The sequence below is a fragment of the Streptomyces antarcticus genome, assembly GCF_026627255.1.
GTDB classification, from domain to species: Bacteria; Actinomycetota; Actinomycetes; order Streptomycetales; family Streptomycetaceae; genus Streptomyces; species Streptomyces antarcticus.
Window position 1 is genome coordinate 33,052 of the sequence record NZ_JAPNLM010000001.1, and the last position, 25,237, is coordinate 58,288.

The 25,237-nt window shown below is 71.5% G+C and carries 25 protein-coding genes; 5 read left to right on the plus strand and 20 right to left on the minus strand.

All coding sequences use genetic code 11. The annotated features are described in order from the left end of the window. Positions 1-5: 5 nt before the first annotated feature. The 3 genes from OTB16_RS00130 to rimP form a co-directional block, all read right to left on the minus strand. Entirely contained in the window at positions 6-293 is a 288-nt protein-coding gene (locus OTB16_RS00130; RefSeq protein WP_267717482.1) for a YlxR family protein, read from the minus strand. 175 nt (positions 294-468) lie between these two features. After that, positions 469-1,497, minus strand: a complete 1,029-nt coding sequence (gene nusA / locus OTB16_RS00135) for a transcription termination factor NusA (protein ID WP_267717483.1) — start codon at positions 1,495-1,497, stop codon at positions 469-471. Positions 1,498-1,499: 2 nt separating this feature from the next. Then, positions 1,500-2,012 (minus strand): ribosome maturation factor RimP, encoded by a 513-nt coding sequence (gene rimP / locus OTB16_RS00140; RefSeq protein ID WP_267717484.1) that lies wholly within the window; start codon positions 2,010-2,012, stop codon positions 1,500-1,502. 194 nt (positions 2,013-2,206) lie between these two features. On the opposite strand from rimP, the gene OTB16_RS00145 reads away from it, so the two are divergent. From OTB16_RS00145 to OTB16_RS00160, 4 genes are read left to right on the plus strand one after another with little or no spacing between them, the layout of a single operon-like run. Then, a complete protein-coding gene (locus tag OTB16_RS00145; protein ID WP_267717485.1) occupies positions 2,207-2,716 on the plus strand; it encodes a hypothetical protein in 510 nt (169 codons plus the stop codon). Next, positions 2,713-3,171, plus strand: a complete 459-nt coding sequence (locus OTB16_RS00150; protein WP_267717486.1) for a ferritin-like domain-containing protein — start codon at positions 2,713-2,715, stop codon at positions 3,169-3,171. Before OTB16_RS00145 ends, OTB16_RS00150 begins: the two co-directional genes overlap by 4 nt. A 16-nt stretch (positions 3,172-3,187) precedes the next feature. After that, a complete protein-coding gene (locus tag OTB16_RS00155; RefSeq protein WP_267717487.1) occupies positions 3,188-4,090 on the plus strand; it encodes an aminoglycoside phosphotransferase family protein in 903 nt (300 codons plus the stop codon). Positions 4,091-4,132: 42 nt separating this feature from the next. Next, positions 4,133-5,131, plus strand: a complete 999-nt coding sequence (locus OTB16_RS00160; RefSeq protein ID WP_267717488.1) for a slipin family protein — start codon at positions 4,133-4,135, stop codon at positions 5,129-5,131. Positions 5,132-5,169: 38 nt separating this feature from the next. Here OTB16_RS00160 and OTB16_RS00165 read toward each other — a convergent pair whose 3' ends face one another. The 8 genes from OTB16_RS00165 to OTB16_RS00200 form a co-directional block, all read right to left on the minus strand. Further along, positions 5,170-6,864 carry a proline--tRNA ligase gene (locus OTB16_RS00165; RefSeq protein ID WP_267717489.1) on the minus strand — a complete coding sequence of 565 codons (1,695 nt, stop codon included), beginning with the start codon at positions 6,862-6,864 and terminating at the stop codon, positions 5,170-5,172. 42 nt (positions 6,865-6,906) lie between these two features. Then, positions 6,907-7,449 (minus strand): GNAT family N-acetyltransferase, encoded by a 543-nt coding sequence (locus OTB16_RS00170; RefSeq protein WP_267717490.1) that lies wholly within the window; start codon positions 7,447-7,449, stop codon positions 6,907-6,909. A 109-nt stretch (positions 7,450-7,558) separates the two neighbouring features. Continuing rightward, positions 7,559-8,404, minus strand: coding sequence for a GNAT family N-acetyltransferase (locus OTB16_RS00175; RefSeq protein WP_267717491.1), 846 nt, complete (start codon positions 8,402-8,404; stop codon positions 7,559-7,561). 148 nt (positions 8,405-8,552) lie between these two features. Further along, positions 8,553-9,710, minus strand: a complete 1,158-nt coding sequence (gene ispG, locus OTB16_RS00180) for a flavodoxin-dependent (E)-4-hydroxy-3-methylbut-2-enyl-diphosphate synthase (protein WP_267717492.1) — start codon at positions 9,708-9,710, stop codon at positions 8,553-8,555. A gap of 174 nt (positions 9,711-9,884) precedes the next feature. Further along, positions 9,885-11,186, minus strand: coding sequence for a M50 family metallopeptidase (locus tag OTB16_RS00185; protein WP_267717493.1), 1,302 nt, complete (start codon positions 11,184-11,186; stop codon positions 9,885-9,887). Further along, positions 11,183-12,436: a 1-deoxy-D-xylulose-5-phosphate reductoisomerase gene (dxr, locus tag OTB16_RS00190; RefSeq protein ID WP_267717494.1), complete on the minus strand. Its 1,254-nt coding sequence runs from the start codon at positions 12,434-12,436 to the stop codon at positions 11,183-11,185. The genes OTB16_RS00185 and dxr overlap by 4 nt, the downstream gene beginning before the upstream one ends. A 20-nt stretch (positions 12,437-12,456) precedes the next feature. Further along, positions 12,457-13,836: a hypothetical protein gene (locus OTB16_RS00195; RefSeq protein WP_267717495.1), complete on the minus strand. Its 1,380-nt coding sequence runs from the start codon at positions 13,834-13,836 to the stop codon at positions 12,457-12,459. 58 nt (positions 13,837-13,894) lie between these two features. Further along, positions 13,895-15,916 carry an acyl-CoA dehydrogenase family protein gene (locus OTB16_RS00200; protein WP_420717584.1) on the minus strand — a complete coding sequence of 674 codons (2,022 nt, stop codon included), beginning with the start codon at positions 15,914-15,916 and terminating at the stop codon, positions 13,895-13,897. 73 nt (positions 15,917-15,989) lie between these two features. Here OTB16_RS00200 and OTB16_RS00205 point away from each other — a divergent pair, with 73 nt between their 5' ends. After that, complete coding sequence (locus tag OTB16_RS00205) at positions 15,990-16,322, plus strand: hypothetical protein (RefSeq protein WP_267717497.1); 333 nt, start codon at positions 15,990-15,992, stop codon at positions 16,320-16,322. 69 nt (positions 16,323-16,391) lie between these two features. Here OTB16_RS00205 and OTB16_RS00210 read toward each other — a convergent pair whose 3' ends face one another. The 9 genes from OTB16_RS00210 to OTB16_RS00250 form a co-directional block, all read right to left on the minus strand. After that, complete coding sequence (locus tag OTB16_RS00210) at positions 16,392-16,634, minus strand: hypothetical protein (RefSeq protein ID WP_267717498.1); 243 nt, start codon at positions 16,632-16,634, stop codon at positions 16,392-16,394. Continuing rightward, positions 16,618-17,814 carry a cytochrome P450 gene (locus tag OTB16_RS00215; RefSeq protein ID WP_267717499.1) on the minus strand — a complete coding sequence of 399 codons (1,197 nt, stop codon included), beginning with the start codon at positions 17,812-17,814 and terminating at the stop codon, positions 16,618-16,620. The genes OTB16_RS00210 and OTB16_RS00215 overlap by 17 nt, the downstream gene beginning before the upstream one ends. Next, positions 17,811-18,959: a glycosyltransferase gene (locus OTB16_RS00220; protein ID WP_267717500.1), complete on the minus strand. Its 1,149-nt coding sequence runs from the start codon at positions 18,957-18,959 to the stop codon at positions 17,811-17,813. Before OTB16_RS00220 ends, OTB16_RS00215 begins: the two co-directional genes overlap by 4 nt. Beyond that, a complete protein-coding gene (locus OTB16_RS00225) occupies positions 18,956-19,306 on the minus strand; it encodes a hypothetical protein (protein WP_267717501.1) in 351 nt (116 codons plus the stop codon). Before OTB16_RS00225 ends, OTB16_RS00220 begins: the two co-directional genes overlap by 4 nt. Then, the gene (locus tag OTB16_RS00230) at positions 19,303-20,046 is read right to left on the minus strand and encodes a class I SAM-dependent methyltransferase (RefSeq protein WP_267717502.1); all 744 of its coding nucleotides are present in this window, start codon (positions 20,044-20,046) and stop codon (positions 19,303-19,305) included. The genes OTB16_RS00225 and OTB16_RS00230 overlap by 4 nt, the downstream gene beginning before the upstream one ends. A 15-nt stretch (positions 20,047-20,061) precedes the next feature. Next, positions 20,062-21,558 carry an FAD-binding oxidoreductase gene (locus tag OTB16_RS00235; protein WP_267717504.1) on the minus strand — a complete coding sequence of 499 codons (1,497 nt, stop codon included), beginning with the start codon at positions 21,556-21,558 and terminating at the stop codon, positions 20,062-20,064. Further along, entirely contained in the window at positions 21,555-22,241 is a 687-nt protein-coding gene (locus OTB16_RS00240) for an antibiotic biosynthesis monooxygenase (protein WP_267717506.1), read from the minus strand. The genes OTB16_RS00235 and OTB16_RS00240 overlap by 4 nt, the downstream gene beginning before the upstream one ends. Before the next feature lie 8 nt (positions 22,242-22,249). Beyond that, entirely contained in the window at positions 22,250-23,221 is a 972-nt protein-coding gene (locus tag OTB16_RS00245; protein ID WP_267717507.1) for a methyltransferase, read from the minus strand. Positions 23,222-23,512: 291 nt separating this feature from the next. Beyond that, positions 23,513-25,114: an MFS transporter gene (locus OTB16_RS00250; protein WP_324290760.1), complete on the minus strand. Its 1,602-nt coding sequence runs from the start codon at positions 25,112-25,114 to the stop codon at positions 23,513-23,515. Between the last annotated feature and the right edge of the window lie 123 nt (positions 25,115-25,237).

The window sequence follows — 25,237 nt, forward strand, 5'->3', positions numbered from 1 at the left end:
ATGTCTTACGGTGTCGCCTCGGCCTGAACGGCCACGGCTATGCGCAGTTCCGCAGTGTCGAGCGCTCCGGTGGACCGAAGGGCCCGGGGGAACGCGCGGCGGCGGACCGCCTGGTCGAGGCAGACCACGGCGGGGTGCACGTAGGCACCCCGGCCGGGCAGCGTACCGCGAGGATCAGGGACGCACTCGTCCCCGACCGCCACGATGCGCAGCAGATCGTTCTTGGCCGCTCGCTCCCGACACCCCACACAGGTGCGTTCGGGGCATGCGCGGGCTTGCGTCCGGCCAGACACGCCTAAGTCTACCTCCCCGTACCGACCTCACCCCTTCAGGTGAAAAATCGAACGGATGTTGTCGTGATCCGATGTCCCACGATCCGCTGTCGAAACCGCCGGAACCCCGTCGGGAGTTCCGGCACACGGCGTCGTGTTCCTGTGTACCGCCCGGGAAGCCCCGACCGGTACCGGTTTATTCCCGGCCCGCGCCCCGGTCCGCGCTCCGGTCCCGGTCTGTGTCGGAGGACACTTCGGTATCGGGACGGATGTCGATGCGCCAGCCGGTGAGCCGCGCCGCGAGGCGGGCGTTCTGGCCCTCCTTGCCGATGGCCAGCGACAGCTGGTAGTCGGGCACGATCACCCGTGCGGAGCGGGTGTCCCAGTCGACGACCTCGACCTCGCTCACCCGGGCGGGGGACAGCGCGTTCGCGACCATCTCCGCCGGGTCGTCCGACCAGTCGACGATGTCGATCTTCTCGCCGTGCAGCTCGGCCATCACGTTGCGCACGCGGCTGCCCATCGGGCCGATGCAGGCGCCCTTCGGGTTCAGGCCCGAGCGGGTGGACCGGACCGCGATCTTGGTGCGGTGGCCGGCCTCGCGGGCGATAGCGGAGATCTCGACGCTGCCGTCGGCGATCTCCGGGACCTCCAGGGAGAAGAGCTTCTTCACCAGGTTGGGGTGGGTGCGCGACAGGGTCACGGACGGACCGCGGACACCCTTGGCCACGCGCACGACGTACGCCTTCAGGCGCAGCCCGTGCGTGTACTCCTCGCCGGGCACCTGCTCCTGCACCGGCAGGATGGCCTCGAGCTTGCCGATGTCTACGAGGACGTTCTTCGGGTCCTTGCCCTGCTGGACGACACCGGTGATGACGTCGCCCTCGCGGCCGGCGAACTCGCCGAAGGTCAGGTCGTCCTCGGCGTCGCGCAGACGCTGCAGGATCACCTGCTTGGCGGTCGTCGCGGCGATCCGGCCGAAGTCCGACGGGGTGTCGTCGAACTCCTTGGGCTCCTGCCCCTCTTCGAGGTCCCTCGGGTCTTCCGTCGCCCACACGACCACGTGACCGTTGGTGCGGTCCAGCTCGACGCGTGCGCGGCGGAAGCTCCCGTCGGTCCGGTGGTACGCGATGAGGAGGGCCGACTCGATCGCCTCGACGAGCAGGTCGAAGGAGATCTCCTTCTCCCGGACCAGACCCCGTAGGGCACTCATGTCGATGTCCACGACTACGCCTCCTCTTCCTTCTTGTCCTTGCGGTTGAACTCGATCTCGACACGCGCCTTGGCGATGTCGGAAAACGCGATGCGGCGGGCGGTCGCCTTGCGGCCCTTCACGCCCGGTACTTCCAGGTCCAGCCCCGCGTCGTCGACGTCGAGGATGCGGGCGATCAGCTCACCGGCACCCTTTTCACCTTCGGTGGTCAGCTGAAACTTGACGAGGCGGCCGATCGCCCGAAGGTAGTGACGGTGCTCGCTGAGCGGGCGGTCCGCGCCCGGGGAGCTGACTTCGAGGACGTACTCGTCCTCACCCATCACGTCGGACGCGTCGAGCTGATCGGAGACCTCACGGCTCAGCTCCGCGCACGCGTCCAGCTCCACGCCCTCGTCGGAGTCCACGATGATCCGCAGCATCCGGCGCTTGCCCGCCTTGGACAGCTCGATCTCCTCGAGGTCCAGGCCCTTGGCGGCGACGAGCGGCTCCAGCAATCCGCGCAGCCTGTCGCTCTGGGTGGTGCTCATCCGGGTGACTCCTCGGCCGCGTGTGCTGTTGTGGTTTCCGTCGTGCGTCAGCTCAAAGGGTATCCGGTCGCGGGGGGTGTTGCCGTCCGCCCTGTGGACAGGGCCCCGGGTACCGTGATCACACCCTGCCCCGCCGCACCCCCGAGGACGCCGCCGTGCCCTTGACCCCGTCGTGGAGACCCTCGCGAAGAAGCATGCTGGCCGGCGCCGCCGGTGCGGCCGGCGCCGTGCTGCTGTCCGGGTGCGACGGGGGCCCGTCCGGCGGCGACGCCGCGATTCCACTCGAACGGCGGATGCGGGAGTCGGCCGTTCGTGACAGCGGGCGGCTGCTGGAACGTTACGACGCCACGGCCGCCGCCCATCCGGCCCTGGCGGAGCGGATCGCGCCGCTGCGCGCGTCCGTCGCGGCGCACGCGGCGGCCCTGTCCCCCGCCGCCCCCGGCTCCCCGTCCGCCGCCGCGTCCCCGCCCCCGTCCGGCGGTACGGGGGCGGCCGCGCCCGCCACGGGGGCCGGCGGGCCGGTGCCCGCGAAGCCCGCCGACGCGCTGGCCGCCCTCGCGGACGCCGAGCGGACCCTGTCCGAGTCCCGCACCATCGACCTGGCCGCGGCCCCCGGGGAACTGGCCCGGCTGCTGGCCTCGGTCGCCGCCTGCGGCGCCGTGCACGCGTACCTGCTGACCTCGAACCCCGGAGCCACGCCGTGAAGCCCGAGCCCTCCCCCGCCGGCCGGGCCCTGGAGGCCGCGCAGGCCGCCCTGGCCGCCGAGCACGCCGCCGCGTACGGCTACGGGGTGATCGGCGCCCGGGCCGGGGCCGCCCGCGCGACCGAGGCCCGGGAGGCGTTCGGCGGCCACCTCGCCCGCCGGGACGCGCTCTCGCGGACCGTGCGGGAGCTGGGCGGTTCGCCCCGGCCCTCGGAGGCGGCGTACGCGCTGCCGTTCACGGTGCGCACGCCCGCCGACGCCGAGCGGCTGGCCGCGGAGATCGAGGACCGGGTGGCGGGCGCCTACTCCGATCTGGTGCGGTCCGCGGAGGGTCCGCTGCGCCGTGAGGCGGCCGACGCGCTGAGCGCCGCGGCCGTGCGCGCGGCACGCTGGCGTGGTGTCGGCGTAGCCTTCCCTGGGCTCGCGGAACGCTCGGAACGAGCCCGGACCAGCTGAAAGGGACCACGCACGCATGGCTTTCGAACCGCCGCAGCGGCTTGTACGGGCGCTCGGCGAGCTGCCGGAAACGGCGCTGGACGCGGACTGGCTGGGGCGGTTGCCCGGCCTCGCCGAGGCCGCGCTGACCCGGCGCGGGGTGCGGGTCCAGCGGGTGCAGGCCCCGGGCGGGCGCAGCAGCATGGTCGTCCTCGTCCGGTACGACGACGGCACCCCGGCCGCCCTGAAGCTCGCTCCCCCGCAGGCCCGGCCCGACCGGGAGCTGACGGCGCTCGCGCACTGGGGCGGTTTCGGGGCCGTACGCGTCCTCGACACCCGCTACCGCGAGGAGGACGGGGCGCTCCTGCTGGAGCGGCTGCACCCGGAGGTGTCACTGCGCTCGCTCCCGGAGACGAAGGCGCTGCTGGAGGCCTGCGGCACGCTGCGCAGGCTCTGGGTGGCGCCGCCGTCGGACCACGGGCTGGAGACGGTGGCGGAGCGCACGGAGCAGCAGGCGGCGGCCCTGCGCGCGGCCCCGGCGGAGGCCCGGCCGCTGGCCGACGCGGCCCTGGCGGCGCGCGAGGAGCTGACGGCCGTGCCCGGTGAGGAGCTGGTGCTGCACGGGAACTTCCGGCAGGGCAAGGTGCTCGCGGGCGAGCGGGCGCCGTGGCTGGCGGTGGGCCCGGATCCGCTGGTCGGGGAACGGGCGTACGACCTGGCGCGGCTGGTCCGGGACCGGCTGGAGGACCAGGTGGCCACCTCGGCGGGGGCGGCCGGCGCGCGGCGCCGGATGAACCGGCTGGCCGACGCCCTGGAGGTCGACCGGGACCGGCTGCGGGGCTGGACGCTGTTCCGGGCGGTGGAGTCGGGCAACCGCGCGCTGGCCGCGGGGCGGCGCCGGGACGCGGAGCTGCTGCTGGAGTTCGCGGCCTGGTTGTAGGGCATACCGTACATAAGTAGGTATGTCTGGCAGGGGGCCGTCATGGTCGAGGAACTGCTGACAGCGGCGGTCGCCGCCGCTGCGGGCGTCGCGGTCTACATGGGCTTCGCCGTCCGGGTGGTGAAGCAGTACGAACGGGGTCTGGTGTTCCGCTTCGGGCGGCTGCGCGAGGAGGTCCGGGGTCCCGGACTCACCACGGTCGTGCCGGTCGTGGACCGCCTGCGCAAGGTGAACATGCAGATCGTGACGCTGCCGGTGCCGGCCCAGGAGGGCATCACCCGGGACAACGTCACGGTGCGGGTGGACGCCGTCGTGTACTTCAAGGTCGTCGATCCGGCCAGCGCCGTCGTGGCGGTGGAGGACTACCGCTTCGCCGTCTCGCAGATGGCGCAGACGTCGCTGCGGTCGATCATCGGCAAGTCGGACCTGGACGACCTGCTCTCCAACCGGGAGATGCTCAACCAGGGTCTGGAGCTGATGATCGACAGCCCGGCGGTGGGCTGGGGCGTGCAGATCGACCGGGTGGAGATCAAGGACGTGTCGCTGCCGGATACGATGAAGCGGTCGATGGCCCGGCAGGCGGAGGCCGACCGCGAGCGCCGCGCACGCGTGATCAACGCGGACGCGGAACTCCAGGCCTCGCACAAGCTGGCCGAGGCGGCCGAGGTCATGTCGGAGCAGCCCGCGGCGCTCCAGCTGCGGCTGCTCCAGACGGTGGTGGCGGTAGCCGCGGAGAAGAACTCCACCCTGGTGCTGCCGTTCCCGGTGGAACTGCTGCGCTTCCTCGAACGTGCGACCCCCGCACCCGCGGCCCCCGCCCCGGCGACGGCCGCGCACGAGGACCCGGCTCCGGCGGGCCCGGCCACCGAGGGCCCCGGGCCGGCCGGGACCGGTGCGCCGCCCGGCGGCGACCGGGCCCTGGACGGGCCGCCGGCCGACCCGGCGGCTCTGGTCCCGGGCGAGGGAGAGGGCGAGGGCGCGCTCCCCCGGGCCGTCACGGCCGCGGGAGCCCCGGAGACGCCGGGTGAGGCCCCCGCGTAGGGGCCCGCCGGGGTCCGGCCACGTCAGGCGGGGTCCGGCTACGTCAGGCGGGCGAGGGCTTCCGCGAGGGGGAGTTCCTCACGGGTGCCCGCGGCGCGGTTCTGGAGCTCGACGACCTCCTCGGCCGAGCGGCGGCCCGCGACCAGGATCCACGGCACCCCGATCAGCTCCGCGTCCGTGAGCTTGACGCCGGGCGACAGGCCCGGCCGGTCGTCCAGCAGGACCCGCAGGCCCGCCGCCGCCAGCGCGGACGCGGCCGACTCCGCGAGGGCGAGGGGTACCGCCTTGCCCGCCGCGACCACGTGGACGTCGGCCGGGGCCACCGCCGCCGGCCAGCACAGCCCGCGCTCGTCCGCCGTCTGCTCGGCCAGCGCCGCCACCGCGCGCGAGACGCCGATGCCGTACGAGCCCATGGTCACCCGGACCGGCTTGCCCTCGCGGCCGAGCACGTCGAGCCCGAAGGCGTCCGCGTACTTGCGGCCCAGCTGGAAGATGTGGCCGATCTCGATGGCCCGGTCGAGCCGCAGGCCGGTGCCGCAGGAGGGGCAGGGATCGCCGGGTTCCACGACGACGACGTCCAGGTACCGGTCCACCTCGAAGTCCCGGCCGCAGACCACGTTCCGGGCGTGCGTGTCCGGCCGGTTGGCGCCGGTCACCCAGGCGGTGCCGGGCGCGACGCGCGGGTCGGCCAGGTAGCGGACCTTCTCCAGGCCCTGCGGGCCCACGTACCCGCGGACGAGGTCGGGCCGGTCCGCGAAGTCCTCGGCGGTGACCAGTTCGACGACCGCGGGGGCCAGGTGCTCGCCGAGCTTGCCGAGGTCCACCTCGCGGTCCCCGGGCACGCCGACCGCCGTGATCTCGCCGTCGACCTTCACCAGGAGGTTCTTCAGCGTCGCCGAGGCGGGTACGCCCAGGTGCGCGGCCAGGGTCTCGATGGTCGGGGTGTCGGGGGTGTCGACCTCCTCCAGCGGCGGGTGCTCCGCCTCGACCGGCGCCAGGGCGAAGGTGACGGCCTCGGTGTTCGCCGCGTAGTCGCAGGCCGGGCAGTCCGCGAAGGTGTCCTCGCCGGCCTCGGCCGGGGCGAGGAACTCCTCGGACGCCGAGCCGCCCATGGCGCCGGACACCGCCGACACGATGCGGTGGTCCAGGCCGAGCCGCTCGAAGATGCGGACGTACGCCTGGCGGTGGAGGCGGTAGGACTCCTCCAGGCCCTCGTCGGAGACGTCGAAGGAGTACGAGTCCTTCATCTGGAACTCGCGGCCCCGCAGCACCCCGGACCGGGGGCGGGCCTCGTCGCGGTACTTGGTCTGGATCTGGTACAGCATGACCGGCAGGTCCTTGTACGAGGTGCACTGGTCCTTCACCAGCAGGGTGAAGATCTCCTCGTGCGTGGGGCCGAGCAGGTAGTCGGCGCCCTTGCGGTCCTTGAGGCGGAACAGCAGGTCGCCGTACTCCGACCAGCGCCCGCTGACCTCGTACGGCTCCTTGGGCAGCAGCGCCGGGAGCAGCACCTCCTGGGCCCCGATCGCGTCCATCTCCTCGCGGACCACGCGCGAGACGTTGTCCAGGACCCGCTTGCCGAGCGGCAGCCACGTCCACACCCCGGCCGAGCTGCGCCGGACGTATCCGGCGCGGACCAGGAGCCGGTGGCTGAGGGTCTCGGCGTCGGCCGGGTCTTCACGGAGGGTCTTGGCCATGAGGCGGGACATGCGCTGCACGTGTTGCGTAGACATGCGGGGAGGCTACCGGGGCCCGCGGGGACGGCGGAAACGGTTTCAGGGGCGCAGCAGCGGCAGCGGGGCGCCCATGACGGCGTACGGGAGGCTCGCGCTGGGGAAGTGCACCCGGCGGGCGAGGTCGGTGTAGCCGAGGGCGCGGTAGAGGCCGCGGGCGGGGCTGTCGGTGTCGATGGCGGAGAGGATCGAGCGCGGTTCGGCGGCGGCGTCGGTGATGCCGGTGATCAGCGCGCGGCCCACGCCGTGGCCCTGGAAGCCGGGGTGGACGTGCAGCTCGGTGATCACGAAGGAGTCGTCGAGCCAGGCCCCGTGGCCGTCGGCCAGCAGGTGGGGTTCGACGATGGTGGACCACCAGTGCGTGCGGTCGTTGGGCATGCCGTACACGAAGCCGGTGAGGGCGTCGTCCTCGGTGTACGCGCCGAGCGCGCGGGCGCCCCGGCAGACCATGTGGCGCTGGACGATGTAGCGCCGGATGCCGACCTCCTCCTCGCTGAGTCCGAAGGCGACGGCCTGCACGCGCAGGGCCTCGTCCACGCGGGCGGCGAGGTCGAGGGGGCCGATGCGGAGTCCGGTAGGCAGCATGCGGCGACCTTACTTGGCGGTACGGGCGGGCCGGTATGCCGGCGGGGCAACGGTTCCGGCGGGGAGGCGGGCGGGGCGGCGCGCCCGCGGATCAGAACGGCAGGCCGTTTCAGAACAGCACGCTCATGAAGGCGCCGACCTCGCGGAAACCGACGCGGCGGTAGGACGCGCGCGCGGCGGTGTTGTAGTCGTTGACGTAGAGGCTGACCACGGGGGCCACGTCGCGCAGCGCGTAGGCGACGACGGCGGCCATCCCGCTCTCGGAGTGTCCGCGGCCGCGGGACCCGGGGTCCACCCAGACGCCCTGGATCTGGCAGGCGCGGGGGGTTGCGGCGCCGATCTCCGCCTTGAAGACGACCTTGCCGTCCTCTACGCGGGCGAAGGAGCGGCCGGTTCCGACGAGCTCGGCGACCCTGGCCTGGTAGAGGAGGCCGCCGTCGCCGGCCATCGGCGAGATGCCGACCTCCTCGGTGAACATGGCCACGCAGGCGGGCATGATCAGGTCCATCTCGTCCTTGCGGACGCGGCGGACCCCGGGGTCGGCCGCGACCGTGGTGGACGGCTGCTCGATGGTCATGAGCGGCTGGCGGGACCGGACGTCGCGGGCCGGGCCCCAGGCGGGCTCCAGGAGCTGCCAGAGCAGCCTCGTGGCCTCGACGGGGCCGACGATGGAGGAGCAGCGGCGGCCGGTGCGGCGGGCCCGGTCGGCGAAGGCCCGTACGGCGTCCGGCTCCGCGCAGACGGGGACCAGGTTGGCGCCGGCGTAGCAGAGGGAGCGGAGTTCGCCGTCGGCGTACCAGCCCCACATCTCGCCGCCCAGGCGCCAGGGGTCGAGCCCGGCGACCTGGACCCGGGAGGTGACGAACGCGTTCGCGACCGGCTCCCGTCCGAGGACTTCGAGCGCGGCGTCGAGATCACTGGGCTCAAGGACCCGGGTAGTGGTCTGCGTCAACACTGGGGCCTCACCATGCAAGTCTGCTGATCTCCGCACTGTACCCGCAGGCGCTGGACGATGCCGTGTCCCACAGGTCACGAGAAAGCCCCGACCCCGCCCCCGAGCTGCGGGAACGGGGCCGGGTCCGGGTCCGTGGGGCCGGGGCGGATCAGACGCCGATGGCCACCGTGGGCTCGCCCGAGGTCACGCCGTCCCGCTCCATCTGCTCGGCGATCTTCATCGCCTCTTCGATGAGGGTCTCCACGATCTTCGACTCCGGGACGGTCTTGATGACCTCGCCCTTCACGAAGATCTGGCCCTTGCCGTTGCCGGAGGCGACGCCCAGGTCGGCCTCGCGTGCCTCGCCGGGGCCGTTCACGACGCAGCCCATGACCGCGACGCGCAGCGGGACCTCCATGCCCTCCAGGCCCGCCGTGACCTCCTCGGCCAGCTTGTAGACGTCCACCTGGGCGCGGCCGCAGGACGGGCAGGAGACGATCTCCAGGCGGCGCGGCTTGAGGTTCAGCGACTCCAGGATCTGGTTGCCGACCTTGACCTCCTCGACCGGCGGCGCGGAGAGGGAGACGCGGATGGTGTCGCCGATGCCCTCGGAGAGCAGTGCGCCGAAGGCGACGGCGGACTTGATGGTGCCCTGGAAGGCGGGGCCGGCCTCGGTGACGCCGAGGTGCAGCGGGTAGTCGCAGGCGGCGGCGAGCTGGCGGTAGGCGTTGACCATGACGACCGGGTCGTTGTGCTTGACCGAGATCTTGATGTCGCCGAAGCCGTGCTCCTCGAAGAGGGAGGCCTCCCACAGCGCGGACTCGACCAGCGCCTCGGGGGTGGCCTTGCCGTACTTCTTCAGCAGCCGGGCGTCGAGGGAGCCCGCGTTGACGCCGATCCGGATCGGGGTGCCGGTGTCCTTGGCGGCCCGCGCGATCTCCTTGACCTTGTCGTCGAACTGCTTGATGTTGCCCGGGTTCACGCGGACGGCGGCGCAGCCGGCGTCGATGGCTGCGAACACGTACTTGGGCTGGAAGTGGATGTCGGCGATGACCGGGATCTGCGACTTCTTCGCGATGACGGCGAGGGCGTCGGCGTCGTCCTGGGTCGGGCAGGCCACGCGGACGATGTTGCAGCCGGCGGCCGTGAGCTCGGCGATCTGCTGCAGCGTGGCGCCGATGTCGGACGTGCGGGTGGTGGTCATCGACTGCACCGAAATCTGTGCGTCGCCTCCGACGGCCACGGAACCGACCTGGATCTTGCGGCTGACCCTGCGGTCGGCAAGCTTCGTCGGCACGGCCGGCATTCCGAGAGAGATGGCAGTCATCTGCTGTGCAACCCCAAGGTGTGGATCAAGGTCCCGAGATCGGCGGGCTCCAGCCTTCGAGATTACGCCAATCAGCGCGCCGCCCCCGCATCCGAGGGGGTGTGCCACCCGAACGCGGGGAGCCGGGCACGATGTGTGCCCGGCTCCTCACCGCATGGTGTAGACCGCCCGCCGTCAGGTGATCTTGATCGGGTTGACCACGTCGGCGACCATCACCAGCAGCGTGAAGCAGATGAAGACGCTGGCGACGACGTACGCGACGGGCATCAGCTTCGCCACGTCGAACGGGCCCGGGTCGGGGCGCTTGAACAGCCGCGCAAGGTTGCGCCGGAGCGACTCCCACAGGGCTCCCGCGATGTGCCCGCCGTCGAGCGGGAGCAGCGGCAGCATGTTGAAGAGGAACAGCGACAGGTTGAAGCCGGCCAGCAGGTTGAGGAAGATCACCAGGATGTGCGTGGCCGGCAGGTCGAGGTTGAAGATCTCCCCGCTGACCCGTGCGGCCCCGACGACGCCCATCGGGCTGTCCTGCGCGCGATCGGCGCCGTTGAAGGCCGCGTTCCACAGGTCCGGGACCTTGGAGGGCAGCTGGACCAGCGAGGTCACGCCGGCCTGCATCATCTCGCCCATGCGCCCGGCGGACTGGCCGAAGGTCTGGGGTACGTAGCCGGAGGCGGGGGCGAAGCCGAGGAAGCCCGCGGTGACGTACTCGTCCTTGACGTACTTGCCGCTGCCGTCGGTCCTGGCGACCTTGTTCTCGATCAGGTCCGCCTTCAGGTCGATCCGCTGCCCGGCCCGCACGACGGTGATCGTGGCGGGTCCGACGGTGGCGCGGATGTCCTTCTGGAGGGCGGACCAGTCGTCGGCCCTGCGGCCGTTGAAGGCGACGATCTTGTCGCCGGCCTGGAGTCCGGCGGCCTTGGCGGGGGCGGCCGGGTCGCCGGCGGCGCACTTGTCGCGCTTCTCGCTCTGCTGGATGACGCAGTCCGAGACGGAGGCGACCGAGGTGGTCTGGGTGTTCACCCCGAAGGTCATGAGCGTGGTGAGGAAGATCGCCACGGCCAGGATCAGGTTCATGAACGGGCCGGCGAACATCACGATGACGCGCTTCCACGGCTTGCGCGTGTAGAAGAGCCGCTTCTCGTCGCCGGGCTGGAGCTCCTCGTACGCCGCCGAGCGCGCGTCCTCGATCATCGACCGGAAAGGCGACGTCGAGCGGGCCGTGACCTTGCCGTCCTCGCCGGGCGGGAACATCCCGATCATGCGGATGTAGCCGCCCATCGGGATGGCCTTGATCCCGTACTCGGTCTCGCCCCGGTGGCGCGACCACACGGTCGGGCCGAAGCCCACCATGTACTGCGGCACCCGGATGCCGAAGACCTTGGCCGTGGACAGGTGCCCCAGCTCGTGCCAGGCGATGGAGACCAGCAGCCCGACCGCGAAGATCGCGATTCCGAGCACCGTCATCAGGATTGTCATGCGCTCGCCTCCATGGCGGCCCGCGCCGCCATCTCCCGCGCCCGGGCCCTGGCCCAGGCCTCCGCCTCAAGGACGTCCCGGACCGTCAGGGAAGTTCCCGACTCCGGCGTCCCGTGCTCATCGACCACGGCAGAGACGGTATCCATGATTGCTGTGAACGGCAGCCGACCGGCCAGGAACGCCCCGACGCACTCCTCGTTGGCCGCGTTGAACACGGCCGGGGCCGTCCCGCCGAGGGCGCCCACGTGCCGGGCCAGGCCGACCGCGGGGAAGGCCTCGGTATCCAGCGGGAAGAACTCCCAGCTGGAGGCCTTGGTCCAGTCGAAGGCGGGGGCGGCGTCCGGTACGCGCTGGGGCCAGCCGAGGCCGATCGCGATGGGGCCGCGCATGTCCGGCGGGGTGGCCTGGGCGAGCGTGGAGCCGTCCGTGAACTCCACCATCGAGTGGACGTAGGACTGCGGATGGACCACGACCTCGATCCGCTCGAAGGGGATGTCGTAGAGCAGGTGGGCCTCGATGACCTCCAGCCCCTTGTTCACGAGCGTCGCCGAGTTGATGGTGATCACCGGGCCCATGGCCCAGGTGGGGTGGGCGAGGGCGTCCTTGACGGTGACCCCCGCCAGCTCCTCGCGCGTACGGCCGCGGAAGGGGCCGCCGGATGCGGTGACCACGAGCTTGCGCACGTCGGCCCGCGTGCCGGCGGCGAGCGCCTGGAAGAGCGCCGCGTGCTCGGAGTCGACCGGGATGATCTGGCCGGGCTTCGCGAGGGCCTTGACCAGCGGACCGCCGACGATCAGCGACTCCTTGTTGGCGAGGGCCAGGGTCCGGCCCGCCCGCAGCGCGGCGAGGGTGGGCGCGAGGCCGATGGAACCGGTGATGCCGTTGAGGACGGTGTGGCACGCGGAGGCGGCGACTTCGGTCGCGGCGTCGGGGCCGGCCAGGATCTCGGGCAGCGGCTCGGACGGGCCGTACTGGGCGCTCAGCGCCTCTTTCAGTGCCGGGACGACGTCCTCGCGGGCGACGGCCACCGTCCCGACCCGCAGCAGCCGGGCCTGCTCGGCCAGCAGCCCCACCCGTCCGCCCGCGGCGGAGAGGGCGGTCACCCGGAACCGGTCCGGGTTGCGCAGGGCCAGGTCGATGGCCTGGGTGCCGATCGACCCGGTGGAGCCGAGGATGACGATGTCCCGGCGGCCGGCCGCGGGGTCGAAGAGGAGGTGCGGATCGGCGAGGGGGGCTGGACGGTCGCTCATGCCCCCATTGTTGCCGCAACTCAGGGGCGCGTGGACACGGAGCCCCCGTCCGTGACGCGCAGCAGGAGGTGCGGGAGCGTTCCGGCGAACTCCGGGAGCGCCCGGGCCACCGACCACCAGGCGTCCGGGTCCTCGCCGAGGGCCAGGGCGAACAGGCGGTCGGCCTCCGCCCGCGCGGTCAGCACCGGCCCCGGCCGGTCGTGCCGGTCGGGGGTGTAGGTCTCCCCCAGCCAGTGGTCCTCGTCCAGGGCCCAGCAGGCGGGCAGCTTGTGCCGGACGACGTCCGCGCCGTCGATCAGCCCGCGCGCCAGGCAGTCCCGTACCCAGCGGATGTCCTCCGCGACGGTCTCCATCGGCACCGCGAGGCTCGCCAGGGCCAGTTCGCGCTCCACGCCGCCCCGCGGACCGGGCTCGGCCCTCGGCGCCAGCGAACGGACCGCCGCCTCGAGCCCGGCGGGCCCCGGGCCGTCCGCCGGCCCGGGCAGGGAGCCGCCGGCCAGGCCCGCGACGAGTTCCGGCAGGGGCAGCGGGGCGGTCCGGGCGTGCCGAAGCAGTTCGGCCCAGAGCCGGGGGTCGTCCCCGAGGGGGCGCAGGGCCCGGGCGACGGCGGTGCGCATGCCCGTCCGCTCGGAGAGGTTCCAGCGCAGCCCCCGGGGCGGGGGCCCGGCCGGCTCCGCGAGGAGCAGGGTCCGGTGCGCGGGGGCGACGTGGGCGACGAGTTCCTCGAAGGTGAGCAGCCCCATCCGGACGGCCCGCACGGCCGGCCGGTGCCAGGAGGGCCCGTACGCGCCCTGCGCCCCCGGGCCGGTCTGCGCGCCGGTGCCCTCCTGCGCGCCCGGGCCGGCCTGCGGCCCGGCGTCGAGCAGCGCCCCCGCGGTCTCCGGCGGCAGGCCGCCGACCAGCAGCAGGGCCTCGACGGCTCCGGGCGGCAGTGGCGTACGGGCGTGCTCGCGCACGAGGAACCCGGGGTCGAGCGGGTCGTGCGGCATCCGCAGCAGGGTGAGCGGAACCCGGGGCCGGCGGCCGTGGCGCCGCAGCAGTGCGAGCAGCTCGTCGGCGCCGAACGGGCCCGGGCCGGCCTCCGCCAGCAGCTCGGGCGACGGCCCGGGGCGGGCCGCGTAGCGCGCGGGGCCGGGCAGGCCCGGCAGCGGCCGGCCGACGACGCGGGGGTTGCGGGCGATGTAGTGCCGGTCCTGCGCGGTGCCGTGGCGCAGCAGCAGCGTCACGGCGGAGGCGGGCAGCCATTCGTCGCGGGTGAGGTACTTGCGGGCCGGCCCGTCGAGCCGGCCCAGGAGGCCGGCCGCGACGTGGTCCGGTGCGTGGCGCAGGACGAGCGCCACGCACCAGGCCAGGCGCCGGCCGGCGCGGTCCTCCATGGCGTCTTCCCTGGCCGTCGACATAGCCGCCGCCTCGTGCTCGTACCCGTACGTCCGTCCGACTGGCTTCGATGATCGCAGGTCAGCGCAGGGGACGGTGCACGTTCTCGTGCTGGGACGGGCCCGGGGTGGCGTCCGCGATCCAGGGGCCGTCGCCGGACGGGTCCAGGACGCCCTCCTCCAGCCAGGTGTAGGTGCCGGTCAGGACGCCGGCGACGACCTTGCGGTCGAGGTCGTCGGTGTTGGACCAGAGGCGGCCGAAGAGCTCCTCGACGCGCAGCCGGGACTGGTGGCAGAAGGCGTCGGCCAGCTGGTAGGCCTCGCGGCCGTGGTCGCCGGTGGCGCGCAGGTGCTCGGCGCGGACGCAGGCCGCGCTCATGGCGAAGAGTTCGGCGCCGATGTCGACGATGCGCCCCAGGAAGCCCTGTTTGGTCTCCATCCGGCCCTGCCAGCGGGACATGGCGTAGAAGGTGGAGCGGGCGAGTTTGCGGGCGCTGCGCTCGACGTAGCGCAGGTGGGTGGCGAGGTCGGGGTGGCCGCCGGGGTGGAAGGCGCGGTAGGTGCCGGGGACCTGGCCGGCGCCGGTCGCGAGCTTCGGCAGCCAGCGGGCGTAGAACCCGGCGGCGCGGGCGCCCGCCTTCGCCTTGTCGCCGAGGTCCTTCTCCGGGTCGATGAGGTCGCCGGCGACCGACAGGTGGGCGTCGACGGCCTCGCGGGCGATCAGCAGGTGCATGATCTCCGTCGATCCCTCGAAGATCCGGTTGATGCGCAGGTCGCGGAGCATCTGCTCGGCGGGGACGGCACGCTCGCCGCGGGCGGCGAGGGAGTCGGCGGTCTCGAAGCCGCGGCCGCCGCGGATCTGGACCAGCTCGTCGGCCATCAGGCAGGCCATCTCGGAGCCGTAGAGCTTGGCGAGGGCCGCCTCGATGCGGATGTCGTTGCGGTCCTCGTCGGCCATCTGGGAGGCGAGGTCGACGACGGCCTCGAGGGCGAAGGTCGTGGCGGCGATGAAGGAGATCTTGGCGCCGACGGCCTCGTGCAGCGCGACGGGCCGCCCCCACTGCTCGCGGACGCCGGACCACTCGCGGGCGATCTTGAGGCACCACTTCCCGGCGCCGACGCACATGGCGGGCAGGGAGAGCCTGCCCGTGTTGAGCGTGGTCAGCGCGATCTTCAGGCCGGCTCCCTCGGCGCCGATGCGCTGGTCCGCGGGGACCCGCACCCGGTGGAAGCGGGTGACGCCGTTCTCCAGGCCGCGCAGGCCCATGAAGGCGTTGCGGTGCTCGACGGTGATGCCTGGGGAGTCGGCCTCGACCACGAAGGCGGTGATGCCGCCGCGGTGGCCCTGCGACGCCGGGACGCGGGCCATGACGACGAGGAGGTCCGCGACGACCCCGTTGGTGGTCCACAGCTTCACCCCGTCGAGGACGTACGCGTCGTCCCCGTCCGGGACCGCCGTGGTGGCCAGGCGCGCCGGGTCGGAGCCGACGTCGGGTTCGGTGAGGAGGAAGGCGCTGATGGCGGTGGTGGCGCAGCGCGGCAGGTAGGCGTCCTTCTGCTCCCGCGTGCCGAACATCTTCAGCGGCTGGGGCACTCCGATCGACTGGTGCGCGGAGAGCAGGGCCCCGATGGCCGGGCTGACCGAGCCGACGAGGGCGAGCGCCTTGTTGTAATAGACCTGGGTGAGGCCCAGGCCCCCGTACTCGGTGCCGATCTTCATGCCGAGGGCGCCGAGTTGCTTGAGCCCGCGCACGGTCTCGTCGGGGATCTTCGCCTCGCGCTCGATCCGGGCGCCGTCGACCGAGGTCTCGCAGAACTCCCGCAGCCGTGCCAGGAAGGCCTCGCCGCGCCGGACGTCCTCGTCGGCGGGGAGCGGGTGGGGATGGATCAGGTCGAGCCGGAAGCGTCCGAGGAACAGCTCCTTGGCGAAGCTGGGCTTGCGCCAGTCCTGCTCCCGGGCCGCTTCCGCGACCCGCCGCGCCTCGCGCTCGGTCACCTTGGGCCGTGTGCCGGGCCGTGTGCCGGTCTGTGTGCCCGGGACCGCGCCCGGGTCTGCGCCTGGGTCTGCGCCTGGTGGCGTGCTGCTGGGGGGTGTTGCGGACATGAGGGGACTCATCTCGCCGCCGGAGTCGGGCCGGCTCTGGATGCCGGCCGGTGCTACCAGTGAGTCGTACCCAATGTGGGCGGGAGGGAAAACCCACCGAGACACCCTCGCCGCAGCGGCCGTCAGTCCCATCGGCGCAGTCCTGAACAGCACCGATGCCCCTGCGAACGCCCGCGGTTACCGGCGCCTGCTGGACTTCGCCCTCCAGCACATCCCCGGCCGCCGCTGCTGGGCCGTGGAGGGCATCGGCAGCTATGGCGCCGGGCTCGCCTCCTTCCTTGACCAGGCCGGCGAGCAGGTCGAGGTCTGCCGGCCCAAGAGGGCAGCCAACCGGGGCGGACGCAGGGCGCTTGCTCCTGGCCGCCGCGTACGGGTAGGTGGGGACGGAGTCGGCCTCGGGCGGTGAGGCGTACACAGGAGCGGTCCGCCCCGGGAGGAGGGCGGACCGCTCCTCGGGGGAGGGGTCGGGCAGACTTCAGCGTGCGTTCTCCGGTGCCTCGGAGGGCGTCACGTCCAGCTCGAGGGCCCCCATCGGGCAGGACCTGACCAGCCTCTCCAGGTGACGGAGGTCCACGCCCCCCTCGTGGACCACGAGCTGCTGCCCGGGGGAGGCGAAGAGCGTGTCCGAAAGGCCTTCGCACTGCTGGTGCAGTTCGCACCGCCGGGCGTCGATCCTGACCACCGCCAGCACGTTGCCGGGTTCAGGACGTTCGTCCATGGAGCGTCACGTCCATCTTCTCGATGCCGCGGATGGTGTTGTGCAGCCTCCACGCAGGTTCTCCCACCTCGATCCTGTCGACGTGGCGGATCAGCGCCTCCAGGAGGCTCTGCCCCTCCAGGCGTGACAAGGCCTGGCCGACGCACGCGTGGATGCCGTGCCCGAAACCGATCTGCTGGGCCACGCCCGGCCGGGCGATGTCGAACGTCTCCGGGTCCTTCCAGAACCTCTCGTCGCGGTTGGCCGAGCCGAACAGCAGGAGCACCCGCGACCCGCGGGGCAGGGGCGCGCCACCCAGCTCGGTGTCCTCCGCCACGTAACGGGTGAACCCGCGGAGCGGCGATTCGAACCTGATGATCTCGTTGAAGGCCGACGAGACCAGCGAGGGGTCCTCCTTCAGCCGCTGCCACTGGTCCTGGTGCGTTCCGAGCAGCCACATCATGCTGGACAGCGCGCTGACGGACGTGTCCATGGACGGGGCAAGGAAGTCGCCGAGCAGGCCGGGCAGCAGCTTGTCCTCGATCTTGCCCTCGCGGGCCTCGGAGACCAGTTCGGCCCCCCAGCTCCCCGGGCGCAGATTGCCCGGCTGCGACATCCGGTGGAGGAACTGGCTCATCTCGCCCAGCAGGGGGAGCCCGGCCTGTGTGCGCTCGTTCATCGGCCCGAAGGCGTTGAATCCGGCACTGGCCCACTCCAGGAGCCGTTCCTTGCCCTCGTCCTCCGGCCATCCCAGCAGATCCGGGACCACGGCCAGGGGGAACGCCACGGCGAAGTCCTGGACGGCGTCGAACGACTGCCGTTCCACGAGCTCGCGTACCAGCCGGTCCGCCCAGGAGGTGACGTACCCCGTGATGTCGGCCATCGCCCGGGGCTTGAGGTGCCGCGCCACCAGTCCGCGTACGTAGGCGTGGTAGGGCGGGTCGCTGGTGAAGCTGCTGCCCTTCTGCGCCTTGTTGAGTGTGTCGGTGAGGCCCACGCCTTCGCCGGAGACGAAGACACCGTGCTGGTGCAGGGCCGTGTACACCTCGTCGTACCGGGCGGCGCAGTGCACCTCGTGCGAGGTGAGGTACACCACGGGTGCGGCGTCGCGGAGCGCGCTGTACAGCGGGTACGGGTCGGTGATCGAGGCGTCGGTGTACGGATCGAGATCGGTCTGAGGAATCGTGGTCGTCGGACTCACCGGTTCACCTTTTCCCGCGCAACGAGGTCTTCGATCAGCGGCACCATTCCCACGGCGGTGGGCGCCGTGGCCGCCCGCTCGGCCAGTTCCCGGGCCTTGAAGCAGTACGAGGAGTCGCCCAGCATCTCCTTGACGACCTGCGCGATCGCCTCCGGACTGCCTTCCTCGCGGTACAGCGTCCGGGCGCAGCCGAAGTCCGTGAGCCGCTTCAGGGTCGGGGTGAAGGCCTCGAACGGGTTGAGGATCAACTGCGGGGTCGCGGTGTTGATGGCGTTGACCGCCGTCAGGCCGCCCGCCGGATGGATGATCACCTCGCAGGTGGGGAGTATGGCCTCCAGCGGGATCCAGCCCGCCCGGATCTGCGGGTACTTCTCCTGGAGCTGCTTCCCCTCCGCCTCGCCGATGGCGACGACGACCTCGACGCCGAGCCCCAGCAGCCGCTCCACGATGGCCGAGATCCGGTCCATCGCGCCCGGGAAGGCGTACCGGAAGCTCCCCATCGTCAGGCACACCCGGCCGCTGTCCGGGGTCTGCAGCATCCACGGATCGATCTGCCGCTGCTTGTTGTGCGGCGTCCAGCGCATGAAGGTGCCGGTGGTCTCGGTCAGGCCGGGCGGGCAGATGTCGATGCGCAGCGACGGGTCGGGCAGCGTGTCGGCGCCGATCCTGGCGAGCTGGTCCGCCAGCTCCTCGTGGAGGTAGTCCTCGTAACCGTGGATGTCGAACAGGTCCCAGGACTGGCGGACGAAGGGGATGCCGGCCGCGCGGGCGGCGATCTCCGCCCCGTGCCCCTGGCTGCCCGCGATCAGGACGTCGGCGCCCCACAGCTGGCAGATGTCCACCAGGTCGTCGCACACGTAGCTGCCCTGGCGGCCGAACCAGTGGCCCAGGTAGGGCATCTCCTGTTCGGGCCGGTGGGGGTACTCGATCGCCGGCCTGCCGTGGGCGGCGGCCTTGATGCTCTCGGTCGAGTGCCCGCGGGCCACGGGTATGGACGGCAGGCCGATTCCGGTGACCGCGCCGGACATCTCCTCGAAGGAGGCCACCATGATCTCGTGCCCGGACGCCCGGAGCGCCGAGGCGAGGGGACCGATCGCGAACGCGCTGGCCGGGCTCGTGCCCGCGGCGTAGAACAGGGCCTTCACGCGGCGACCGCCGGCGCCCGGTCCTTGTCGCGCTCGGCGAAGTAGGCCTCCTCCAGGCCCACGGTTTCGAAGTCGATGACGGCGAGACCCGCGGTCAGCAGGTGACTCGAACGCAGGTCCCGGACCAGGTCCAGGTAGCCCTCCATCTCGTCGAAGCCCAGGATGAAGAAGCTCTCCGCCTCACGCCCGTACTTGATGGCGCGCACCGGGGTGAGCTTCCCGCCCCTCTTCACGAAGGCCCCGACGCTGGGGAAGACGTGCTCGTGCTCGATTGCTACGCGCTCTTCGAGCGACAACTCGTACCAGGGGGTCAGGTAGTTGACGACGAGGACGGCGGCGAACTTCATGCGCGGTGCTCCGATCGGGTTTCCTGCGGGCGCAGTACGGCGTGCATGTGCCAGATCCGGGAGACGACGTTTCCGGCTTCGTCGATCAGCTGGTCGGCGAGGTTGTCGGTGGGGGCGTCGACCTCGAAGGTGCGCGGGTCGACCATCTTGGCTACGGCTTCGGCGGGCAGCGAGCTGTGGTAGCGCGTCGCCTCGATCACCTTGATGTCCCAGTCCGCGGAGAACGCCTCCCGCAGCTCCTGCTCCGAGACGCGGCGCGGGCCCGGGTAGTCGGGGGTGAGCTCCTTGGAGAAGGTGAACAGGTGGAGTTCGGCGCCGTCGTTGCACACGGCCCTCAGGAGTTCCGAGTACCGCGGCGTCTCCTCGGCCGGCAGTGTGTGGAAGAAAGCGCTGTCCAAGACGACGTCGTACCGGGGGCCGTCCGCCGCGAGGGAGAACGCGTCGGCCACCCGGAAATCGACGGTGGTGTCGTTCCTGCGGGCCTTCTCGCGGCCGCACTCGACGGCGACCTCCGACACGTCGACGGCGGAGACCCGAAGGCCCTGGGACGCCAGGTACAACGCGTTGTCCCCGAGGCCGCACCCCAGGTCGAGCACGTGCCCGCGGAAGCCGCCGTCGTCACAGATCCGTCGTACGGCCGGCTGCGGGCCGCCGATGTTCCACGGCATGAGGGGGCCCGACTTCTCCCCCTCCTGGTAGAGCTTTTCGAAGGGGATCTTCTCCGTGCTGCCGGTGGGCATCGTTCGCGGTTCCTCTCAGAGTTCTACGGACATGGCGTGGTGGAAGACGTTCAGGGGGTCCCACGTGCGTTTCGCCGACCGCAGACGCGCGTAGTTCTCCTTGTAGTACAGGTGGTGCCAGGGCTGCTCCGACCGGTTGCGCTCGGCGTCCAGCAGGTCGGTGTCGGGGTAGTTGATGTAGCAGCCGTCCGTGCTGCCCCCGGTGACGGGCACCCCTCCCGTGCCGGCGAAGAACTCCTCGTACAGACCGCGCAGCCAGCCGAGGTGGACCTCGTCCATCGAGGCGTCCTGCCAGGCGGTGAACCACGACGACTTCGCGACGGAGTCCCGCTGGGGAGCGGCGGTGGCCGACGGCGCGCGGCGGTTGATCTCGCCCCCGTAGCTGTTGAACATGACGTACGACGCCTGGCCGGGATGGTCGGAGTCCAGGTGCCGGTGGAGCACCGAGAACTGGTCGTCGGTGGGCGTCGCGCGGTGGTAGGCGGACTTGGAGGCCGACCTGGCCCCCATGACGTCACCGCAGTCGGCCTGGCTCATGTAGCGGGTGCCGGTCAGCCAGCTCATCACGCCCCCGCGGGGGATGCCCACCGCGCGGGTGCCCTCCGTCAGCGACGCGACGAAGTCGCCCAGGATCTTCCCCTCGGGGTCCACGTCGGCGTCCTGCTGGACCATGAGCTGGAGGAACCCGGAGTTGCGGTGGTTGACGAAGAAGCTGGCGAACAGCGAGTTCTCCGGTGTCCCCGGCGCGGAGTGGCGCTCGTGCCATTCGAAGAAGCGCCGCATCACGGTGACGAAGGACTCCTCGTCCATCGCGGCCCAGGGGTAGACGATCTTCTGCACGTGCAGTCGGCTGCTCGCGCGAGCCAGTCCGATCGGCTCGGTGGTGAGGTGCTCCGGGCTGCGGAACTCGTAGGCGGTGACCACGCCGAAGTTGCCGCCCCCGCCGCCGGTGTGCGCCCAGAAGAGGTCTCCGAGGTCGCCGGTGTCGTCGGCGCGCGCCGTCACCAGGCGGACGTCGCGCGACTCGTCCACGACGGCGACCTCCACGGCGTGCAAGTGGTCGACCGCCAGGCCGAGCTGGCGCGACAGCGGACCGTAGCCGCCACCGGCGACCAGCCCTCCCATGCCCACCGCGGAGCAGGCGCCGAGCGGCAGGGACGCGTTCCAGCGGCGGAAGAGGGCCTTCTGCGCCTGGTCGACCGTCGCACCCGCACCGATCCGCACCCCCGGCCCTTCGGCGGACGGGCCGACGGAGTTGAGGTTGTGGAGGTCCAGGACGAGGTCCCGTCGCGGCGAGCCGACGAAGTCCTGACCGCAGTGCCCGCCGGACCGGCAGGCGACGGCCCGTCCTTCGGCGACGGCATTGCGCAGGGAGGCGACGACGTCGTCCGGCGTGAGCGGAAGGTGGAACTCCGAGGGCTTGACGGCGAACCGGTGGTTGTCCGAGTGCGAGAGCTCGAGGTACCGGGGGTCCCCGGGACCCACGGTGAAGGGTGACATCGGCAGGGTCACGACGCGTAGCCTTCGCACGACTGGGAGAACACGGCCTCGTAGGTGTTGGCGTCCCTCGAGGTCAGCAGGGACTTGCCGCGTGCGCGCATCTGCCGGTCGTGCGCGGGGCGCTGTTCCTCCGGCATGGTGTGGAAGGTCTCGTAGGAGGCGGCGTCGTCCCACTGGGCGTAGTTGACGACCATGGTGCCGTCGAGCGCGCGCAGGATGCTGTGGGAGCGGTACCCGGGCACCTGCCGCATCCACTCGTCCGGCTTGTCGAGCAGGGACACGAGCTCGCTCTGGTCCTTGCTCTCGCACCCCATCAGGACGATCACGGTGAAGTCGTCCCGGTCCGGGCCTATTTCCGTCCGGGCGTCGCCGTCCTTCGTCTGGACGGACACCACCTCGGTCTTCAGCAGGTGCACCGACGTGGTGAGGTCGGTGAAGTAGGGAACGGTGTTGTGCTTGAAGTTCTCGCCGTCGTACCGCTCCTTGAGGTCGTCGATCGACCTCCACTGGATGTAGTTGGCCGCGCAGGGCTTCGCCACCCCCGCGTGCAGCGTGGACGACCGCCACCCCGGGTAGTTCGCCTTGGCGATGATGCCCCGCATGGCGTCCAGGAGAGTCGCCTGCTTCTCCGAGTCGGTGGTGTTGAACAGGTTGAACACGGTCAGGGAGCCGTTCTCGGGCTCGATGATCGGCATACGTCCTCCTAGGAGACTTTCTTGCCTTCGATGACGGACTGCAGTCCCGCGCGGCTGACCCCGACCACCTCGATGCCGACCTCGGACATCAGGGTCCGGAACTCCTGCACGGTGCGCTGCTTGCCCTCGCAGAGGACGAGCATGTCCATGTCCATGAGCGCGATGGCCTGGTCCGCCTTCTCGTCCACGCCGGCCACGGCCTCCACGACGGCGATGTGCGCTCCCACGTGCATGGCCGACGCGATGTTCTTGAGGATGAGGCGCGAGCGCGCATCGTCCCAGTCGTGGAACACGTTGGAGGCCATGTACAGGTCGCTCCCCGCGGGGACGCTGTCGAAGAAGGAGCCGGCCTCCACCGTCACGCGGTCGGCGACGCCCGCGTCCGACAGCTCCGGCCAGGCCCGCGACACCACGTCCGGCTGGTCGAAGAGGACGCCGGACGTTCCGGGGTGTTTCTGCAGTACGGCGGAGAGGAGCGCGCCCCGCCCTCCACCGACATCGGTGATGCTGCCGAACCGGGAGAAGTCGAATGCCTCGACCACGGGTCGGATGATCCTCTTGGAGAGTTCGGTCATCGCGGAATTGAAGACCGCGGCGGTGTCGGGATTCGATTCCATGAATTCCCATACGCCGGAACCGTGCATCGCGGCGAAGGGGGATCGGCCCGTGCGTACCGCTGTGGGCAGGTGCGCCCAGGTCGCTCGTTCTGCAGTGGATCCCGTCCAGCGCGCGAAGTTGCGCATGGAGGCGTCGTCGTCGGTGGCCAGGGCGTGGCCCAGAGCGGTCAGCTCCATGGTGTGCTGCTCGGTCTGCCGCAGCAGGCCCACGGAGGCGCTGGCGCGGAAGAAACGTTCCGCTATATCGCGCTTCAGGCCGAGCCGAACGGTGAGTTGCGCCGGCGTCAGGCCTCCGGAACCCAGCGCGTCGGCCACACCGAGTTCTGCGAATGTGCTGACGACACCGGCGCGCCAGCTTCCCATGAGGAGATCGAGAAGCTGAATGCTGACGGGGGGCGACGGCGGGCGCAGCGATCCCGTGCTGGTAATGGTCATGATTTCCCTTCGACTGGTTGCCATGCGTCGAAATGAGGCACCGCTGCAAGGGCAGTTCGTTCTCGAACACACTCTGTTGCCGGTGCCGGAGCGGCGCTAGGTATCCCCATGGGATGGTCCTGGGAATCAGCGCCGGAACAGTGCAGAGTGCTGCGGGACGGAGCGGATTCGCCCGTCCCGCAGCACTCTGCGGCTGGTGGAGCTATGGGGCCGCGCCCTCTAGGAGGCAGGCGTCTGCTGGACGTCGGCGCCGGCTTCCGGCGCCCCGCCGGAAGCGTCCTGTCCGCCCCACTGCTGGGCGTCCGGCTTGCTCTGGGGGATGAGGAAGGTCGCGAGCATTCCGAGCACCAGCAGTGCGGCGCAGGTGTAGCCGTTGATCTGGACCCCGTAGGACATGGCGTCCCGGGCGGCGTCGGCGGCCGAGGCCGTCGCGGGGTTCTGGCTCAGCCCGGAGATCATCGCGCCCGCGCTGTCGGAGACCGCCGAGGACAGCTTGTCCGCGTCGGGCGTTCCCTGCTGGGCGAGCCGCTCGGACAGGTCGGAGTCCAGCACCGTGAAGAACGTCGAGGTCAGGATCGCGATGCCGAGAGCGGAGCCGAGCTGACGCGCGGCGCTCTGGATTCCGGAGCCCTGGCCGGCCTGCTGCGGCGGTACGTCCGCCAGGACGACGTTGGTGACCTGCGCGGTGGCGAAGCCGACCCCCATGCCGTACAGGAACAGGGCGAGGCCGATGACCCACCACTGGGAGTCGCTGCTCGCCAGCAGGCCGAACATCAGCAGACCGAGCGCTTCGAGCACCAGGCCGATGCGGACCAGGCCGAGGGGGCCGGTCTTCTCGGCCATGCCGAAGCTGGCACCGCTCGCGAAGAAGCTGCCGACCGCGACGACGAAGACCATCAGGCCGGTCTGGAGCACGGAGTACCCCAGGGTGTACTGGAGCCACAGGGGCAGTACGGCGAGGATGCCGAACTCCGCCAGCGCGATGATCAGCGTCGCGATGTTGCCCGTGCTGAAGGACTTGATGCCGAACAGTGAGGTGTCCATCAGCGGTGCCGTGCCGTTCGCGCGCGTCAGCCGGACCTGCAGCTGGAGGAAGAGCACGAGGCTGATCACGGAGACGGCCAGGGCGACCGGGACGACCGACAGGTTCACCCCGTCACCGAAGGGGCCGAAGCTCTTGCGGGCGTCCCACCAACCGTAGTTGCGGCCCTCGATCAGACCGAAGGCGAGAAGTCCGAGGCCCAGCACCGACAGCACTCCGCCGACGGCGTCGACCTTGCCCGGCTGCCGGGGGGACGGCTGGAGGAACCGCATGATGCCCGCGAGGATCAGAACCACGACGAAGATGTTGATGCCGAACGCCCACCGCCAGGAGTACTCGGCGAGCCAGCCGCCCAGCAGCGGTCCGACCGCCGCGGCCGCACCGATCGTGGACCCCCAGATGGCGAAGGCCTTGCCGCGGTCGCGTCCCCGGAAGGTCATGTTGAGCAGCGCCAGCGACGTCGGCATGACGATCGAGCCGCCGACGCCCTGGGCGAACCGGCTGACGATCAGGAGCTCCCCGGAGGGCGCCACCGCCGCGGCGATGCTCGCCAGCCCGAAGATCACGGTGCCGACGACGAACAGACGGCGCGCTCCCACGATGTCCGACAGGCGCCCCATCAGCAGCAGCAGGGCTGCCAGGATGATCGCGTACGACTCCTGGACCCACTGGGCGCCGACCGCGGAGATCTTCAGGTCGTCGATGATGGGGGGCATCACCACGTTGACGATGGTGAAGTCCACGACCACCAGCGACACACCGAGGGAAATCGCGACCAAACCCAGCCAAGCGTCCCGATTGGCCGATGAGGACCGAGTTGGATTTTCAGACACTGCGTTCTTCCGATCTTCTCGATGCAACGCACCCGGTGCAACGCCGGGGGCGAAGTACTGGAGCGGGAG